12 protein-coding genes, 2 tRNA genes and 1 riboswitch are annotated in these 18,711 nt (G+C 36.4%); of the genes, 12 read left to right on the top strand and 2 right to left on the bottom strand.

Features of this window, described 5'->3' with window-relative positions:
• Positions 1-82: 82 nt before the first annotated feature.
• Entirely contained in the window at positions 83-1,597 is a 1,515-nt protein-coding gene (locus U8521_RS05800; RefSeq protein ID WP_334352142.1) for a helix-turn-helix domain-containing protein, read from the bottom strand.
• A gap of 93 nt (positions 1,598-1,690) precedes the next feature.
• Positions 1,691-1,863, top strand: a riboswitch (Lysine riboswitch).
• Positions 1,864-2,092: 229 nt separating this feature from the next.
• On the opposite strand from U8521_RS05800, the gene U8521_RS05795 reads away from it, so the two are divergent.
• The 4 genes from U8521_RS05795 to U8521_RS05780 all read left to right on the top strand — a co-directional run bounded on the left by U8521_RS05795 (position 2,093) and on the right by U8521_RS05780 (position 5,416).
• Positions 2,093-3,541 carry an amino acid permease gene (locus U8521_RS05795; RefSeq protein WP_334352141.1) on the top strand — a complete coding sequence of 483 codons (1,449 nt, stop codon included), beginning with the start codon at positions 2,093-2,095 and terminating at the stop codon, positions 3,539-3,541.
• A gap of 286 nt (positions 3,542-3,827) precedes the next feature.
• Positions 3,828-5,117: a serine--tRNA ligase gene (gene serS, locus U8521_RS05790; protein WP_334332155.1), complete on the top strand. Its 1,290-nt coding sequence runs from the start codon at positions 3,828-3,830 to the stop codon at positions 5,115-5,117.
• Between the two features lie 64 nt (positions 5,118-5,181).
• Positions 5,182-5,254 (top strand) — tRNA-Asn (locus U8521_RS05785).
• 89 nt (positions 5,255-5,343) lie between these two features.
• Positions 5,344-5,416, top strand: a tRNA-Thr gene (locus tag U8521_RS05780).
• Positions 5,417-5,591: 175 nt separating this feature from the next.
• Here U8521_RS05780 and U8521_RS12755 read toward each other — a convergent pair.
• Complete coding sequence (locus U8521_RS12755) at positions 5,592-5,879, bottom strand: DUF1829 domain-containing protein (protein WP_442886128.1); 288 nt, start codon at positions 5,877-5,879, stop codon at positions 5,592-5,594.
• A 341-nt stretch (positions 5,880-6,220) separates the two neighbouring features.
• Between U8521_RS12755 and U8521_RS05775 the strand changes: the two genes are divergently transcribed.
• From U8521_RS05775 to glpK (U8521_RS05740), 8 genes are all read left to right on the top strand, one after another.
• Entirely contained in the window at positions 6,221-7,150 is a 930-nt protein-coding gene (locus U8521_RS05775; protein WP_334352140.1) for an FAD:protein FMN transferase, read from the top strand.
• Between the two features lie 101 nt (positions 7,151-7,251).
• A complete protein-coding gene (locus U8521_RS05770; RefSeq protein ID WP_334352139.1) occupies positions 7,252-7,860 on the top strand; it encodes an NADPH-dependent FMN reductase in 609 nt (202 codons plus the stop codon).
• Positions 7,861-7,871: 11 nt separating this feature from the next.
• Positions 7,872-9,101, top strand: coding sequence for an NAD(P)H-dependent oxidoreductase (locus U8521_RS05765; protein ID WP_334352138.1), 1,230 nt, complete (start codon positions 7,872-7,874; stop codon positions 9,099-9,101).
• A 1,837-nt stretch (positions 9,102-10,938) separates the two neighbouring features.
• Positions 10,939-12,279, top strand: coding sequence for an FAD-dependent oxidoreductase (locus U8521_RS05760; RefSeq protein ID WP_334332159.1), 1,341 nt, complete (start codon positions 10,939-10,941; stop codon positions 12,277-12,279).
• 23 nt (positions 12,280-12,302) lie between these two features.
• Positions 12,303-12,485 (top strand): pemK family growth inhibitor, encoded by a 183-nt coding sequence (locus tag U8521_RS05755; RefSeq protein WP_334352137.1) that lies wholly within the window; start codon positions 12,303-12,305, stop codon positions 12,483-12,485.
• A gap of 407 nt (positions 12,486-12,892) precedes the next feature.
• Entirely contained in the window at positions 12,893-15,463 is a 2,571-nt protein-coding gene (locus U8521_RS05750) for a YfhO family protein (RefSeq protein ID WP_334352136.1), read from the top strand.
• A gap of 85 nt (positions 15,464-15,548) precedes the next feature.
• Complete coding sequence (glpK, locus tag U8521_RS05745; protein WP_334332162.1) at positions 15,549-17,057, top strand: glycerol kinase GlpK; 1,509 nt, start codon at positions 15,549-15,551, stop codon at positions 17,055-17,057.
• A 39-nt stretch (positions 17,058-17,096) separates the two neighbouring features.
• The gene (gene glpK / locus U8521_RS05740; protein ID WP_334352134.1) at positions 17,097-18,599 is read left to right on the top strand and encodes a glycerol kinase GlpK; all 1,503 of its coding nucleotides are present in this window, start codon (positions 17,097-17,099) and stop codon (positions 18,597-18,599) included.
• Positions 18,600-18,711: the final 112 nt, after the last annotated feature.

The raw sequence follows: 18,711 nt of genomic DNA, 5'->3' as shown, positions 1-18,711 counted from the left end.
TATTTTTTAATTTATATTTTAAATCCTATTCAGAATAGAATTGTAATTCCTATGGAAGACGGCATACCACACCAAAATAGAACTAAAGTGCCTTTTTCTTCTTGTTACTATCTTTTTTTTCTTTAAGTTTCTTAACGTAAATCTGATTCAATTGAATCAATAACCAAATATAATCTGGTCGAGTTGAAGAAATATCCCAGGAAATAACTTTCAAATTCTCAGGGTACTTCTTCTTTTCGATGTCCAAAGGCAAAACATCAAGCGATGTGATCAGAACATCCACATCATCGAAAACATTACTTGGTACTACTTCGACGAAGCCCAAGGTACGAATATTTCTCAAAACGACCTCAGCCGCTTGATTACCTGGATCGATTAAGACTTTAACTTTGATAATATCTTCTTGTCTAATAGTTGAAATGTAACTTGGCAAAACTTGATATAAATCTTTTGAAATTAGTTCAGCCGCATTGTAAATTCCCGGAAACTCATTTTGGTCAACATTGGAAAAGAAAGTATAAACGTCTTTGTATAAGTCAGTAAAGTTTTGTTCATTACCCTCGGCGTACATTGTATCCAAATGCATTATCGAGTATGGTGCCATGATGTAATAGAATACAATATCACGCGTCACGTAGGTCATGATATGTTTCAAAGTTTTTTGGTTGTGATAGACCGACATATCATCGTGATAATGTTCTTTCAAGAAATCTATAAAGTGATAAACGAGTGCATAGAATTTAGGGTTGATACGAGTATTCTGATTGATAGGCTGGACGAAAGCCGTGTCACTAGGTTGGAAAGCTGTCTTTCTAAATAGATTGATCAATTTATTTTCATTGATCAAAGCGTCCAAGGGAACAATCGGATACTCCTCATGAGTTAAAATGTCTTCACCCAAATTTTGATTTTCGAAAACTACGTTGTAGTAAGGTAGTTCTTCGATGTAATTACGTTTTATCAAACGGATTCGAGAAATAGCTAGAAAATATTTAAGCTGGAAGTGGACGATCGGATTGTCGAACTTGATTCCAGCTTTGTCGATGATTTGGTCGATAGAATTCTCTTGAATCAAAGAGAATGGCCATTCTTGAGCATGGTAAGTATACCAGTAGACGTAATATGCCATCCACCGGATATTTTTTTCGTTACCTTTGATTTCTAGGGTAGAATTAGAAATTTTTAGACCAAAATTTTTGAGAAATGCTCTGAACTTCGACATACGACGATTGAGGGTAGACTTACTGGTGAAATGATCATTACTGAAACTCTCAAACGATGGGTTCGTACTGGTCAAGCCATAATTGAAAGCTTGAAAAACTACCGGGTTCTTAACTAAGTATAGACGGTACGTGTCGATGGAAATTTTACTAAAGTCAATCGATTCGATTTTTGTGTCTGATGAGTCGATATCAGGGGCAACTTCAATAAAGTCTTCGAGCAATGCTTGGAAAATGTTATATGTTTTTTGGTATGTAAATTGTAATCTACTACTAATATTACTCAAATTTACTTCACGAGGAGGTAACGATTTAATGACTGTAAGCATTCGATATTTCTCTACGTCTTGCTTAACTAAGAAAATTTGCTCCAACATGTTTGTTTTCCCCCGGCAATGTTAAATTATTAAGATTAATAAATATAGGAAACACTACTTGCTACTATCTTAACATTTATTTATAATATTTTGTAATCAGATAGAGGCGCAATTTTTATTAGTCATGTTTTGGAGTACATGAGGGTACATTGAAAAGACATAAAAGGGAAAGTTGCCGAAATCATTTTATCCCTTCTTGGTAAGTTGATTGGGCTATTACTTAAGAGGTAATGGACTGTCGTTTTGAGTGTAGTGCTGGTTTTCTTCTTGAAAACGAGCTACGAATGGCAGATTCCTGTGCTTTGCTACACTTTGTAAATCACACGCAAAACCGGCGTGTAATTCACAAAGTTAGGCAAATGCTCGGAATCTAAGCGCCATTCTCCGCTCTCTACGTTGAGCTATTGATTATTGGGATAATTACAAATCCTTATTGTCAGTAGTTCCTCTGATAATAAGGATTTTTTTATATCCTAAAATAAAGGGGAATGAAAGATGGAAAATAATGATGTGAGTCGTTCGCTTAAGACTCGTCATCTATCAATGATTGCGTTAGGTGGTTCGATTGGAACTGGTTTGTTTGTTGCCAGTGGTTCTTCAATCTCAACTGCTGGACCTGGAGGAGCTCTGATAGCTTATGTGGCTATTGGTATCATGGTCTATTTCTTAATGACTAGTTTGGGTGAGATGGCTACTTACATGCCAGTCTCTGGTTCATTCGCTACCTACGCAACTAAATTTATCGATCCAGCCTTTGGTTTTGCTCTAGGTTGGAATTACTGGTTCAATTGGGCTATCACGTTAGCGGTCGATTTGTCGACAATATCGTTAGTTGTGAAATACTGGTTCCCAAGTTGGACTTCATGGAAAATCAGTTTAACTTTTATGATTTTGTTGTTAATAATTAATTTTATTTCGGTTAGTTCTTTTGGTGAAACGGAATACTGGCTTTCATCAATTAAAGTTATTACTGTAATCGTGTTCTTGATCGTCGGAGTATTAAGTATTTTAGGTATTTTGGGTAATCAACATTTTGTTGGTCTAACTAATTATACTTACAAAAAGGCTCCATTTGTCGGTGGAATACCGGCTATACTAAGTGTCTTCGTTGTTGCCGGGTTCTCGTTTCAAGGAACTGAATTGATTGGGATTACCGCTGGTGAATCCGCTACACCGGAAAAGAGTATTCCCAAGGCTATCAAGCAAGTGTTTTGGCGGATTCTTTTATTCTACATCTTGTCAATTGCCGTGATTGGTGCCTTAATTCCTTACACTAGCCCTAATTTGCTCGGGTCAGGGGCTGGCGACATTGCAATCAGTCCGTTTACGATCGTCTTTAAGAAAGTCGGAATCCCGTTAGCTGCAGGGGTAATGAACGCCGTTATCTTAACTTCAGTTATCTCCGCAGCTAACTCAGGACTTTATGCAGCGAGTCGTATGCTGTGGTCGATGAGTAAACAGGGGATGGCTCCGAAGGCTTTTGCTAGAACTAACGGTCGTGGTGTGCCTGTTTTCTCACTACTTTTGACAGCCCTGATCGGTGCGATTGCACTTTTCACGAGTTTTTACGGTGACTCATTCTACGAACTACTAGTTGCGGCCAGTGGTTTGACGGGATTCATTGCTTGGTTAGGAATTGCCTTTTCTCATTATCGTTTCAGAAAAGCTTATCTAGCTAAGGGTTACAAGTTGGAGGATCTTCGTTACAGGGCTAAGTGGTTCCCATTCGGTCCAATTCTTGCGATTATTTTGGGTATCATTATCATCTTGGGTCAAGACGTTCGCTCAATGGTCAACTTCAATGTTGGTCGTCTCTTGATCAGTTACAGTGGGTTGATTATTTTATTCGTCTGCTGGGCTTACTACAAGATTCGTTACAAGACAAAGTTCTTGAAGTTAGAAGATATTGATGTGGCTCACGAGAAAAAACATAACCATTACTAGTTGTAATTTAGATTCGTTTAACTTATTATTAATGTAAATATAACGCTAAGAGAGTGCCTACTCATAAACCTTTCAGAGAGATGATGGTCGGTGAAAATCATTAAGGTCTTTATTCCAGCATTCTGGCAACGGGTAATGCCGTTCGGGTTGATCCGATAAAGTCTGAAAGTGCAGTGTATTAGGTTTACACTGAAACTGGGTGGTACCGCGAATAAGTCGATTCGTCCCTCTTTGGAGAGATGAGTCGACTTTTTTTGTATTCTTGCGTAAAAAAAGGAGAAAATGTATGTTAGATATCAAGCTAATCAGAAAAGATCCTGACTGGATCAAAAATAAATTAGCTTCACGTGGTGTTACAAGTGAAGAAATCGACGAACTATTAGGTTACGATACTAAACGTCGTGAACTACTAGTTAAGAGTGAAACTTTGAAGGAAAAGAGAAATACTGTTTCTCAAGGAATCGCTACTAAGAAACGTAACAAAGAAGATGCTAGTGAAGAAATCGCTGCTATGAAACAAGTTGGTAGTGACATTAAGAAATTAGACGCTGACCTTGAAGATACTGAAGGTAAGATGAACTATATTCTGGTTCGTTTGCCAAATATTCCTGACGACTCTGTTCCAGTTGGCCCTGATGAAAGTACTAACGTGGAAATTAGAAAAGTCGGTGCAGTTCCTAAGGAAAACTTTAAGCCAAGACATCACTGGGATATTGGTGAAGAACTAGGCATCTTAGACTTTGAACAAGCTACTAAAGTTGCTGGTAGTCGTTTTGTTTATTACATCGGAATGGGTGCAAGACTAGAACGTGCGGTTTATAACTTCATGCTCGATCAACACCAAAAAGAGGGTTATACCGAAGTAATCCCTCCATACTTAGTAAATAACGGTGCCATGTTTGGTACTAGTCAATTCCCTAAGTTTACTGAAGATGTTTATACGGTTATGGTTGATGAAAACCCATTGACTTTGATCCCTACAGCTGAAGTTCCTTTGACAAACTACTTTGCTGACAAGATTTTGGACGAAAAAGACTTGCCTAAATACGTTACAGCACTAACACCATGTTTCCGTTCAGAAGCTGGTTCTGCTGGTCGTGATACTCGTGGTTTGATCCGGATGCACCAATTTAACAAGGTTGAAATGGTTAAGGTCACAAAGCCTGAAGAATCATACAACGAATTGGAAAAATTGACTGCTAATGCTGAAAACATTTTGAAGCAACTAGGCCTTCCATATCACGTAATCGTATTATCAAGTGGGGATGCAAGTTTCAGTTCAGCTAAGACTTATGACCTTGAAGTTTGGATGCCTGCTCAAGACAAGTATCGTGAAGTTTCAAGTTGTTCAAACTGTCTAGACTTCCAAGCTCGTCGTGCTCATATCAGATATCGTGACGAAAATGGAAAGACAAGACTTGCTCACACATTGAACGGTTCAGGACTTGCTGCTGGTCGTACCGTAGCTGCAATCCTTGAAAATTATCAAAATGAAGACGGTTCAGTAACAATTCCTGACGTTTTGGTACCATACATGGGTGGCGTAACAAAAATTACTAAAGAAAATGCCAAATAAGTATTGACTCAATCTTGATAGATTGATAGAATTTAATAGTTCTGTTAAAGAGCTATTGAATTATTCCGGATTAGCTCAGTTGGTAGAGCATCTGACTGTTAATCAGGGTGTCGTCAGTTCGAGTCTGACATCCGGAGTTATAATACTTAGGAAATCCTAGGTGTCTTCAATATTTACATCTAGTTCATTAGAATTAGATGTATTTTTTTTAGGATTTCCATTTTTTGCCGTGTTAGCTCAGTTGGTAGAGCATCGGTATCGTAAACCGGCGGTCACAGGTTCGACTCCTGCACACGGCATATGTAACAATTTCAAAACATTTCAAAAATAGCTAGATTCGTTGATATAAGCGGATTTAGCTATTTTTATTTTTGCCAAAATTTCATAAATATGCAAAGTACTTTGCGCAGATTTTGCGCGATAAAAAAAACTGTTCATTAATCGCGAACAGTTTGAAGAAAACATTGTTAATTTTTATTTATTTGTTAATAATTTTTTGAACTTATCATTATCAGACATCAAAATTGGAGTTATATTAATTTCTTTCTCACTTTCAAAGATATATTTTATTTCATCGTAATTATTTATTTTTTTAGAATCATTTAAAACAGCAAAAAAACTAGCATTTTCGACTATTGATGAGCTGAGTTTTGCATCAATTACGAAAAGCTTAGAAAAATCAATTCTATTTGGTTGTGTAATAATGTTGACTAACTTTTTTTTACCGCCAAGTTGTGGGATTGAAAAATCAAAAAGTTGTATTTTTGCTTATTAAATAAGTAAGAGAATTATGTCTATTTAAATTTTGAAGTATTTGGGATAAAAAATAAAACTGGAATCTAGTTCGGAGTACGGCATCTATTCACCAATAAAACAATAGAAGTAATACTATTTTGTAACATAAATTGTAACAAGTTTGTTAAGCCAATTTAACACACTTTCGTTACATTTATTATATAATAATCATATTAGATAATGAATTGATAAAAACTCCCAAAGGAGAGGCACATTTTTGTGTTTCTCCTTTTTTTATTTGCTCAAATTTTTTTGGGTGTTATGGTTATAATTGTGAAGATTGTAGTAAAGCGAATTGAGGGATAATTATGGGTTTGATCAACAAGACTTACCATGGATTAGGTACAACAATCAATTTAACAGTGGCAAAACCCGCTGGTGCCAAGGAATTAGACGCTGGATATAAATTGATTCAAAATTTTGAAAATAAATTAACTGTAAATCGAGATATTTCTGAAGTTATGTCAATCAATCACAATGCTGGAGTTGCACCAGTAGTCGTGCCTGAGGATACTTATCAATTGGTTAAACGGGCTGTTTTGGTCAGTCGTAAGCACTTGGGTTTCAATGTAGCAATTGGTCCACTGGTCAAATTGTGGAAAATTGGTTTTAAAGGTGCCAATAAACCTAGTGATGATGATATCAAACAACGTTTAGAAATTATTGATCCCGAGCGAATTGTTTTGGATGATGAGAAACATTCAGTTTATTTAGACGACCCAGGGATGGAAATTGATCTTGGTGGAATTGCTAAAGGATATATCGCCGATAAAATCAAAGAATTGTGGCTTAAAATGGGCGTAACTTCTGGCATTATTGATCTCGGTGGCAACGTCTTGTTAGTTGGTAACAGCCAACATCCGGATGGGATGTGGAACATTGGGATTCAAAATCCGATCAGAGAACGAAATGTGTCGCTGGGAGTATTGCATACTTCTGCTAAATCAATTGGTACTTCAGGGATTTATGAGCGCAAATTGGTGATTGATGGACATGAGTATCATCACATGTTTGATTCAAAGACTGGTTATCCGATAAAAAATAATTTGGCTAGTGTAACGATTGTTAGTGATTTATCAATCGACGGTGAAATCTGGTCGACAATTGGATTTTACCAAGGTATAGAAAACGGTTCCAAATTGATTGAAAAACAGCCGGGAGTGGAAGCAATTTTTATTACGAAAGACTTACAATGCTTTGTTACTAGCGGGTTAAGAGATAAATTTAAATTGATATAGTATGATATATCAAAGATATTCCAAAAATAGATTGATTTATTATGTGAATAAAATTACAATGGATTCGTAAGATAAAATTATGAATAAGGTGATTGGTGATTATGAATAAATTTGTTGCTATTGTTGGCTCGAATTCCAAGAAGTCAACTAACCGTGATTTGTTGAAATACATGAAGAGACATTTTCAGTCAGCTGCTGAGATAGAACTTGTGGAAATTTCAGGATTACCGTTATACAAAAAGAGTCCTGATAAATTTGTTCCTCAAGCGGCTTTAGATATTGCCAAAAAGATTGAAGCTAGTGATGGAGTGATTATTGCGACACCTGAATATGACCATTCAATTCCAGCTGTCTTGTCGAGTGCATTGGCCTGGTTATCCTACGGAATCCATCCTTTAGTCGACAAACCTGTGATGATTACTGGAGCATCTTATGGTTCACTCGGATCATCCCGTGCTCAAGCACAATTGCGTCAAATTCTTGATTCACCTGAAATAAAGGCTCGTATCATGCCAAGTTCAGAATTCTTGTTAGGACATTCACTACAAGCATTCGATGCGGATGGTAATTTGAAAGATAAAAAAGTTGTCGAACAATTAGATGGCCTTTTCCAAGACTTCTTGCAATTCGTCAATATTGCTAAACAGCTAAATAACGCCAATGACGTTAACAAACAAAAAGCTGAAGAATTTTCTTGGGACAAAGACTAGGAGGGTAAATTATGAAATTAGTAGGTATCGCTGGTTCAATCGCTGACCAATCATACAATCGAACACTTTTGAATTTTATTGCTAAGCACTGTAAAGGAATTGTTGACATTGAAGTTTTAAATATCAATGACGTACCAATGTTTAGTCAAGACAATGATCAAACCAATACACCAGTTATTCAAAATATAAGTAATAAAATTAAGGCTGCTGATGGGGTAATTATCGCTACTCCTGAACACAATCATACTGTTCCCGCAGCTTTGAAAAATGTTATCGAATGGCTATCGTACAAGATTCATCCGTTCGATGGCAAACCAGTTATGATCGTCGGAGCTTCTTATCACGTTCAAGGTTCATCCCGCGCACAATTGCATCTTCGTCAAATTTTGGAAGCACCCGGTGTTAATGCTATTGTCCTACCTGGGAACGAATTCTTATTGGGTGATGTCAAAACTGCCTTTGACGACAATGGAAATTTAAAAGATGAAGGCACTGTGAAATTCCTCGATTCAACGGTCAAGAAATTTATTAAATTTGCGAAGGTGATCAACATGATTGACGAAACTGACGATTACGAAACAGAAGACCTGACAGCTTCAGGCAAAGCTGACACAACAGTTGAAGGTGTCGATATGAAAGCTGACGACTGGTTGGATCAAGCGGCCAAGAAGGTAAATGCAGTTGAAGGTGACACGTATGTTAAATTGGATAGTGGTTTACTAACCGTCAATCAATTAAACTACATGTTGAAGACGACACCAATCGAATTGTCATATGTCGATGAGAATAACCAATTTATCTATTACAATCACTTCTTGCCAACTGAAAAAATGTTAGCTAAGAGAACACCTGCTCAAGTCGGAGACCCACTATCTGATGTTCATCCCGATGTAGCAAGAGTTATCAAACATGTTAAACAAGTGATCAGCATTTTAAGATCAGGCAAACAAGATTTAGTTTCAATGCCAGTGCCTGGAAATAACGAAACAAAACATATCATGCACTACTATAAAGCTATGCATGACGAAGAAGGTAATTACAAAGGTGTCAACGAATGGGTATTAGACTTGATGCCAATCGTTAACGAGTACTTAAAAGAAACCGGCCAAATGTTAGTCCCAGATCCAAACAAGAAAGTCGACGCAACAGCTGGAGCTTCTAAAAAAGACGATGCACCAGCAGCTCCAAAACCTGCAGCAAAGCCAGAAGTAGATGCCACTAGTGGAGCTTCTGAACACTAATTTGTTACTCCAGACTGAATCTAGTTGAGGGGTATTTACTTTTTTAAAATAAATTTAATAAGAAAAAAGGATGTTATTGGATCCAGCATTTTACTGTGATCTAAGTAATATCCTTTTATTTTTGAACAAATTTAGAAAAGAAGTTCGATAACGAATCCCAACTATAAATCAGTTCCGTACAAAATTTGAATAAAAATCATATCCAAAAAAAGAGCACAAAAAAAGCTCACCTGAGGGGGGATGAGCTTGTTTTTCGCTACAATGGAGTAGCAGCATTACCAGTAGTGAAAGGATAAAGATATGAACGCTTATGAGGGTTTCCAAATTTATAAATATAGAGGGATTTGTTAATTAATTAATGAAAGCATTCAAAGTAAATTATTGTAATGGGATACCATTCATTGAATGAGGGGGTCAATGAATGGTTTTTTGTGAGTTTACGATATGAGGATGTATCGCAATTTTTTAAGAGTTAAAAAGGAAGGAATTGCGATTCATATCTTTACCCCTTTCACAGTTATAAATATAGCACATATGTTTAAACATGTTAATCCAAAATAGAAAAAAATTTTTATTGAAAATTAAAATAAAAATTAATTCGGATAAATTGACATTTTTTTCGAAATAGGCATAAAAAAGGCAAAAAAAGAAGCTCATCTGAGGGGGGATGAGCTTGTCTTTTGCTACACTGTAGCAGCATTACCAGTAGTGTCGGGGATAATAGATACAAATTTATTTGTAATGAGTTTCCAATAGTCAAATAGAAGGATTTTTTATTAAGTGGAAAGCATTCAAAGTAAATTATGTAATGGAATTAATTATCAAAAGTAGGTTGCTTGAGGGGGGACAACTTATTTTTAGTAATTTGATTAGATATTGGTTGTAATATGAGGATGTATCACAACTGTTATTAAGAGTAATAAAGGAGGAATCACATTGGATTCATATCTTTATCCCTTTCACAGTTATAAATATACATCATGTGTTTAAACATATGTATTCAGTTTTTGTAAAAAAATTTGTTTGTTTTTAATATCACAATGTTTATATTTAATTAATAAAAAGTATAGTTATTTTTATAAAATGTCATTAAATTGGATCGAAAATAGGTGGTCAATTAATTAGTAAGAAAATTTGCAATTGATAAATAATATCGTGATTAAATGGAATTAATTAATTGCTTTTATTCGTATAAATAATGAAATTTAAGCAAAAAAAAACAGCTCATCTTGGGGGGACGAGCTTGTTTTTTGCGCTAAATTGATAGCGGCATCACCAGTAGTGTCGGGGGTACGATATGAATGCTTGTGAGGTTTCCATGTTTGTCAAATAGAGAGGGATTTGTTAATTAATGAAAGCATTCAAAGTAAATTATTGTAATGGGAACGCATTTTGATTTAACAAGAATTGATTGAGGGGGGCAATTCTTGTTGATCATGCGTAGTAAGCTTAGTAAGGTTACGATATGAGGATGTGTATCGCAAACCTTTCATTAAGAGTTAAAAAGGAAGGAATTGCACTTGCATATCGTTACCCCTTTCACAGTTACTAATATACCACATGTGTTTAAACAATTAAATTCATTTTTGGAAAAAATATTTATTTATTTTTAATAGTACAAATTTTATAAAAAGGTGGATAATAACGGTATCATAAAATTTTTGATTTTATTGATAATTAATACACAAAGTTCAAAATTGTGAGGTTTAAAAACGAAATTATTGGCGATTATAAGTTAAATATATAAATTAAATATATTTTTTTAAATATTTCGTAATCGCTTTCAATGAGTTCGTGAATAAATTATAATAATAAGAAAAAAGGATGGTGTCTATTTATGAAAGTAAGTATTGTGGGTTGTACTCATGCGGGAACTTTTTCAGCAATGAACATTTTAAAGGAACATCCCGACTGGGAAGTTTCAGTTTTTGAGCGTAATGATAATTTATCTTTCCTATCATGTGGGATTGCACTTTGGGTAAGTGATCGTGTATCCGATCCTAATAAGATGTTTTATGCTTCACCAGAAGCATTGAGTGATTTGGGTGCACACATGTACATGAAACATGATGTAACAGATATCGACTTTGATAACAAAAAACTATCAGTGAAGAACTTAACTAGTGGGGAAACTTTTGAACAAGATTATGATAAGTTAGTGATCACGACTGGTTCTGCACCAATCATTCCTCCAATTCCTGGTATCGACTCAAAACGAGTAATGCTTTGCAAGAACTGGACTAACGCTAATGAATTGAAAGAAAATGCTCAAAATATCAAGAGTGCTATCGTTATTGGTGCCGGTTATATCGGAGCTGAATTAGCTGAAGGGTATGCAACTCTAGGCAAAGAAACTACTTTGATCGATGCTTTGCCAGACGTTTTAGCTAAGAACCTTGATCCAAATATGTCTGCCATCGCTGAAAAAGATTACCGTGACAACGGTGTAACTTTAGGCTTGAGCGAAAAAGTACAATCATTTGAAGAAACAGATCATAGTGTAATTGTAAAAACAGATAAAAATACTTATGAGGCTGATATTGCAGTAATGTGTGTTGGATTCCGTCCTAATACGAAGATGTTTGCTGACAAATTCAAGACTCTACCAAATGGGGCATTGATTGTCGACAAGTACATGCACACAAGTATTCCAGACGTCTATTCTGCTGGGGATGCTGCAAGTGTCCACTACAATCCAACGGGTGATGACCAATACATTCCTTTAGCAACAAACTCAGTTCGCCAAGGAATCTTAGTTGGGAAAAATATCGAGAAGGATACTGTAGCATATATGGGGACCCAAGCTAGTTCAGCGGTTGAATTATTTGGTAGAACATACGCAGCTAGTGGGTTGACTAAGAGTCATGCTGATGTATTAGGTAAAAAAGTTGAAGAAGTCAGCTTAGAAGATAATTACCGTCCTGAATTCATGTTGAGTACAACTCCTGTTTTGATGAATCTCGTTTGGGATCCAGAAACAAGACAAGTTCTAGGTGGAGCTCTAACAAGTATGTACGACGTATCACAATCAGCTAACTTGTTGTCATTAGCAATTCAAAAGAAAGTTACGATTGACGAACTATCAATGGTAGACTTCCTCTTCCAACCAAACTATGACAAGCCAGTTAACTATGTCAGTGCTTTGGCCGGAGCTGCTGTGGAAAAAGCTGATAAATAGTTCATGAATACTGTAATAGAGGAGTGATTGATTCTCTGTTGCAGTATTTTTTTGCGCCTGTAAAAAATGAAATTATTGGAGGATGTGTTAATCCCTTGCAATTTTTTACTTATGATTTTAGAAAAAGAAAAGCCAAAAAAATTACGACGTTGCAAACCAATCAGTTTGCTTTGGCACGTCAAATGGTGATGGATATTTTAAGTTAAACACTAAACTTCATAAATTATTCTTATTTTGATAAAAGTATTTTCATACAACCAAGCTATTATGTATACATAGTCAAATATGGCTATACAAAAAACGAGGTGAAGCATATGAAAAAACATCCCTTTCTCGTTCTTACGGGTGTCTCAGTTTTAGCAACTGTTTGCACAAAGGTAATCAGAAGCCGTAATGCAAAAAGATTTTTAAACTAATAAAGATATAACAACGAACACATTCAAAATACATTCAGATAACTAATAACCATTTAAACTAATCAAATCAGAGGTAAATTTTATGAAAAACGATCAAAACAAGGGCTTGCGTAAGCAAGCCTTTTTTGTATTTGACAGCTTATAATTTTACTTATACCGTAAATTTTCTTATTATTTTGATGATAAGGAGAAAAAATATGAATAAACGTCGTTTATTTTATTATTCTGGTGCGTTTTTGATTAATTTAGCGATCGTGTCGTTGATTTTTGCTTATTCGAATTTAGTTCCCTTTGGGACTAATAATTTTTTGAGTAGCGATTTAGGAACACAATACTTAACTTTTCTGACGGAGCTTAGACGGCAATTAGTATCGGGAAATTTACATTTTTACCTATTTAGTCAGTCGTTAGGTGATAACTTTTTCCCAGTCATGAGTTATTACTTACTTTCACCGTTTAATCTCTTGTTAGTATTTTTTAGTCCTCGAAATATTCCTGTGGCGGCTGATATTTTGATTATGCTCAAGATATCCACTATGGGTGTCACGATGGGATATTTCCTCAAATCATATTTTAAAAAATACGATGCAGTTAATTTGTTATTCACAATTGCTTATAGTTTCTGTGGATTCGTTGCTTCATACTTTTATGATTTGATGTGGTTAGATGCTTTGATCATGTTGCCATTAGTTGCAGTCGGTGTGATGAAAGTTATCAAGGAACAAAAGTACTTACTATATTATTTCTCAATTCTTTTCGCTATTATTTTTAATTATTATTTAGGCTATATGCTGTGTATTTTCTCAGTTTGGTTCTTTATCTTTATTGCTTTTGAAGAACGGCTATTTCAAAAGCGTGACAAGTGGTTAGTAATTCGCCACTATCTAATTGTCTCCATTTTGGCGGGTTTAAATTCTGCAGTAGTTTTAATTCCGACTCTCGTAGGGATGTTGAAGACGGCCAAAACTTCTTTTAATGTGCTCAATTATTTGCCATCGGCTCAATTTGGCTTGGAAGCATTGACCGAATTAGGAATTGGTGGCAATAGTTACAGTCAACGGCTTGAACATGGGCCATCGGTTTTCATGACGTCGATGGTGTTGATTTTGTTATTGAGTTATTTCTTAAGTAAAAAAGTTGGCAACCGTGATAAGCAGAATTCAGTTTTCCTACTAGGAATCCTGTTGGTAAGCATGTTCGTGACGACTTTCAATACGATGTGGCACATGTTTCAAAATCCAGCTGGCTTTCCCTTTAGAAATAGTTTTATCTTTTCCTTTGCTTGTATTTTTATTGCGGCTAAAGCATATCACAGTGGCGTTATAACGGAGACGGGAACTATCATCAAAAGTAGCTGTCTAGCAGGAATTCTCATCAGTATCGGTTACCTAACGTTATGGCTGTTGCCTAAAACGATTAGTTATTTAGGATTTGATCAATTAAGTAGTATCAATACTAACTATTACTGGTTGAGTTTGGTATGCATTGTGTTTTCAGGCATTTTCTTGGTGATGATGAAATACAATCGCAAATATAGCTTTTTGCTATTCTTCGTAGTCGCTTTTGAAGTGACGGCTAATTTTACTTCGGTTATGGCAACGGCTAATTTTGGTGATCAAGCGATTTATCAAAAAGAATTCGATAAAGAGAATGAAATTTTACAAGAGGTCAAAGATCGCAGTGATTTAGGACATCGGATCATCGTGTCGAAGTCAGGCTTGAATCGAGCCTTTCCGGAGAAATATAACAACTACAATGATCCTATTTTATTCAACATCAATGGTCTAAGTCTTTATAGTTCGACTTTAAATCAAGATACATTACAGATGATGCAAGATTTAGGGTATTATAGTTTAAATGTTCGCCGAATCAATTCCTTTGGTGGAACAAAGATCACCAATGCACTTTTAGGTGTCTATTTCCGAGTTCGCCAGTGGGACAAGCAGTATTATGTTGAGGAGAACTATAATGCCCCAACTTTAGGATTCTTGGTGAATAAAGATATTTATAGTTTTAAGATGCATCAAGGTAAAGCATTATCCAACCAAGATCGACTTTGGCAAGCTCTAAATGGTAGTAGTGCCGAATACTTAAAAAACGTTTTGCTGACGAGTATGCAGCAGTCTACAGTCGGTCATAAGAAGCTCTATACCTATCAGTTGACGACTCGAGCAAGTGGACCGTTATACTTTAATGTAACGCCGTTTAATTTTGCGACAGAAAAAATTTATGTCAATAATAAACGGGTAAGGCCAGAAGATATCAATGTTTATAAGAGTGCCACTTTAAAGCTTGGTACTTTTAAATTGAACCAAAAAGTCAAGGTACAGATTCTGACCAAGCGTTCTTTGAGCTTGAATCCTAATTATTTTCAGTCACTTGACCAGGGAAAATTTGATTTAACGACTGATAAATTTAAAAAGGATTCACTCAATATTAAATCGGACTTGAATCACGATACCGTCAGAGGCACGATTAATGTTAAACAAGAAGCTCCCTTGCTATTTAGTATTCCATATGATGATGGTTGGAGAGCCCGTGTTGATGGAAAAACGGTCAAAATTCATAAAGTCGCTTCTGACTTAATGGCAATTAATTTAAAGAAGGGTAATCATCAAGTTACTTTGGACTATCAAGTTCCTGGCTTAAAACTCGGTTGGGTGATTTCTATCGCGGCCTTTATTTTGTTTATTGGCTTTTTGCTAGTGGAAAGGTCAAATACTAGTTCAAAAAAATCTAATAAAAAGTTCAATAGAACTAAATTATAAAAAATCTTACTGAAACATTTGCAAAATTCTGTAGATGTTATAAGATTCTGATATGAAACGTTTACATAAAAAATGGGGTGAAACGATGTCTAATGAATATATTATGGCGATCGATGAAGGAACGACGAGTACTCGGGCCATTATCTTCGACCAAAAGGGAACTAAAATTGCCGATGCTCAACGTGAATTTACGCAATACTTTCCGGAACCGGGTTGGGTAGAACACGATGCTAATGAAATTTGGAATGCGGTCCAATCTACTATTGCCAATGTCTTTATTGAATCTGGTATCAAGCCGGACCAAATCAAAGGAATCGGGATCACTAATCAACGTGAAACGACTGTCGTTTGGGATAAAGAAACTGGTCTGCCAATTTATAACGCTATCGTTTGGCAAAGCCGACAAACTTCTGATATTGCGGAGAAATTAGCTGGTCGTGGATACGGTGAGATGATTCATGAAAAGACTGGTCTGCTGATTGATCCTTACTTCTCAGCCACAAAGATCCGTTGGATTCTCGATCACGTCAAAGGTGCACAAAAGCGGGCTGAAGATGGTGAATTGCTTTTTGGAACTATCGACAGTTGGCTACTCTGGAAATTATCTGGTGGAGCTGCTCATGTGACGGACTATTCGAATGCTAGTCGGACGATGTTATTCAATATTCATTCATTGGAATGGGATAAAGATATTTTGAGAATCTTGAATATTCCGCAAGCAATGTTGCCGGAAGTTCGTCCTAATTCAGAAGTTTATGCTAAAACTAAGGATTATCACTTCTATGGTTCTGAGGTTCCAATTTCTGGAATGGTCGGTGATCAGCAAGCTGCCTTATTCGGACAGATGGCTTTTGAACCCGGAATGGTTAAAAACACGTACGGAACTGGTGCTTTCATTGTGATGAACACTGGCGAAAAGCCACAACTATCTGACAATAATTTGTTAACGACAATTGCTTATGGTATCAATAATCGCGTTTATTACGCCTTGGAAGGTAGTATCTTCGTGGCGGGTTCAGCAATTCAGTGGTTACGTGATGCAATGAACTTGGTTGACTCAGCGCCTGAATCAGAGGCAGCAGCTTTAGCCTCAAATGATCAAGATGAAGTTTATGTAGTACCTGCTTTTACTGGTTTAGGTGCCCCTTATTGGGATGCGGATGCTCGTGGGGCAGTCTTTGGTCTAACTCGTGGGACGACTAAAAATGACTTTATCAAAGCTACTTTGCAATCACTTGCTTACCAATCACGTGATGTTATCGAAACGATGAAAAAGGATACTGGAATTGATATTCCAACTTTGAAAGTTGACGGTGGAGCCGCAAATAACCGTTACTTGATGCAATTCCAAGCTGATATCCTGCAAACTCCAGTCCAACGTGCTAAGGATTTGGAAACAACTGCTTTAGGTGCCGCATTTTTAGCTGGACTAGCTGTTGGTTATTGGGATAATCTAGAAGATATCAAGCAACAATACGCTACTGGAGCTACTTTTGAGCCAGATATGGAAAAAGATCACGCAGATTTTCTTTATGAAGGTTGGAAAGAAGCTGTCAGTGCAACGAGAAAATTTAAACATAAAGCAACTAAGTAAAAGGCGAACGTCGCCTTTTTTGTTGTGTGGGAGTAAATAATGGATAAAGAATACATTTTAGCGATTGATGAGGGAACAACTACTGCTAGAGCGATTATTTTTGATCATGAAGGCAATCAAGTTGCTATCGCCAGACATCCCATCAGACAAATATTGCCTAACCCTGGTTGGGTCGAACACGAACCAAATGAGATTTGGAATGCCGTTCAAACAACGATTGCGACTGCTCTGATCGATTCAGGAATCAAACCCAAGCAGATCAAAGCAATCGGGATCGCCAGTCAACGTGAAACGACCGTCATTTGGGATAAGAAGACTGGCTTGCCAATCTATAACGCTATCGTCTGGCAAAGTCGTCAAACAGCTAAATTAGCTAATGATTTGATCAAACAAGGCTATAAGGAAGAAATCCATCAAAAAACTGGTTTGATCATCAGTCCTTATTTCTCAGCTACGAAGATTCGTTGGATCTTGGATCACGTCAAAGGCGCTCAAGAAAAAGCTGAGAACGGTGAACTTTTGTTTGGAACAATCAACACATGGTTATTGTGTAAATTGACAGATGGTGAAAGCTTCCTAACCGATGCCGCTAATGCTAGTCGAACGATGTTATTCAATATCAATACTTTACAGTGGGATGAAGATTTATTAAAACTCTTTAATATTCCTAAGAAAATGCTTCCAGAGGTTAAATCTAACTCAGAAATTTTTGGCGTGACACAAAATTATCAATTTTATGGATCAGAGGTTCCCATTTCCGGGATGACGGGTTCACAACAAGCTTCATTATTCGGACAAATGGCATTTGAACCGGGGATGGTCAAGAACACTTATGGAACTGGTGCCTTTGCGGTCATGAACACTGGTAATAAGCCAGCAATGTCGGATAACAACCTTTTGACGACAATTGCTTATAGTCTTAACGGTGAGGTCAAATATGCCCTAGAAGGCTCTGTATTTGTCGCTGGAGAGGCTTTACAGTGGTTAAGGGATGAGATGGATTTGATCGACAGTACTCCTGAGACTTCTGACGCTGCTAAAAAATCGACTGATATGGATGAAGTTTATGTCGTACCAGCTTTTGCAGGTTTAGGTGCTCCTTATTGGGATAATCAAGCTCACGGAACAATTTTCGGTTTGACGCGTGGTACGACTGACAAGGACATTATCAAAGCAACTCTGCAAGCAATCGCTTATCAGACTAAAGATATTATTGAAACGATGAGATCTGACGCTAAGATACCAATTGAGGTCTTAAAGGTTGATGGAGCAGCAACGGCTAATGACTACTTGATGCAATTTCAGGCTGATATTTTAGGAATTGACTTGCAAAAAGCTTCAGAATTGGAAACTACTTCATTAGGAGTTGCCTTTATGGCGGGTCTTGGAATTGGTTTCTGGAAAGATTTAGATGATATCAAAAAGAATTATCAAGTCGGGAAAGTTTATCACGCTAAGATGTCAGAAAAGAAACGCTTAGATCTCTATAATGGTTGGCAAAAAGCGGTTTCAGCAACTATGGCATTCAAACACAATGGTTAATCTTTATAAGAGCCTATCTTAAAAGGCTCTTATTTTTATTTGTTGATATAAAAGCAATCCCACACTTTTTATTAAAAACGCTTTGACATGAGTTTTTGAAAAGTTTAATATT

Source organism: Companilactobacillus miaonis (assembly GCF_036913615.1).
Classification (GTDB): domain Bacteria; phylum Bacillota; class Bacilli; order Lactobacillales; family Lactobacillaceae; genus Companilactobacillus.
Note: the sequence above shows the minus strand (reverse complement) of the source record. Positions and strands in the feature narration are given on the sequence as shown.

What these genes read in the sequence shown, in the direction of transcription:
- U8521_RS05800 (WP_334352142.1), bottom strand. Translation starts at nt 1,597, where the DNA reads ATGTTGGAGCAAATTTTCTTAGTTAAGCAAGACGTAGAGAAATATCGA.
- U8521_RS05795 (WP_334352141.1), top strand. Translation starts at nt 2,093, where the DNA reads ATGGAAAATAATGATGTGAGTCGTTCGCTTAAGACTCGTCATCTATCA.
- serS (WP_334332155.1), top strand. Translation starts at nt 3,828, where the DNA reads ATGTTAGATATCAAGCTAATCAGAAAAGATCCTGACTGGATCAAAAAT.
- U8521_RS05775 (WP_334352140.1), top strand. Translation starts at nt 6,221, where the DNA reads ATGGGTTTGATCAACAAGACTTACCATGGATTAGGTACAACAATCAAT.
- U8521_RS05770 (WP_334352139.1), top strand. Translation starts at nt 7,252, where the DNA reads ATGAATAAATTTGTTGCTATTGTTGGCTCGAATTCCAAGAAGTCAACT.
- U8521_RS05765 (WP_334352138.1), top strand. Translation starts at nt 7,872, where the DNA reads ATGAAATTAGTAGGTATCGCTGGTTCAATCGCTGACCAATCATACAAT.
- U8521_RS05760 (WP_334332159.1), top strand. Translation starts at nt 10,939, where the DNA reads ATGAAAGTAAGTATTGTGGGTTGTACTCATGCGGGAACTTTTTCAGCA.
- U8521_RS05750 (WP_334352136.1), top strand. Translation starts at nt 12,893, where the DNA reads ATGAATAAACGTCGTTTATTTTATTATTCTGGTGCGTTTTTGATTAAT.
- glpK (WP_334332162.1), top strand. Translation starts at nt 15,549, where the DNA reads ATGTCTAATGAATATATTATGGCGATCGATGAAGGAACGACGAGTACT.
- glpK (WP_334352134.1), top strand. Translation starts at nt 17,097, where the DNA reads ATGGATAAAGAATACATTTTAGCGATTGATGAGGGAACAACTACTGCT.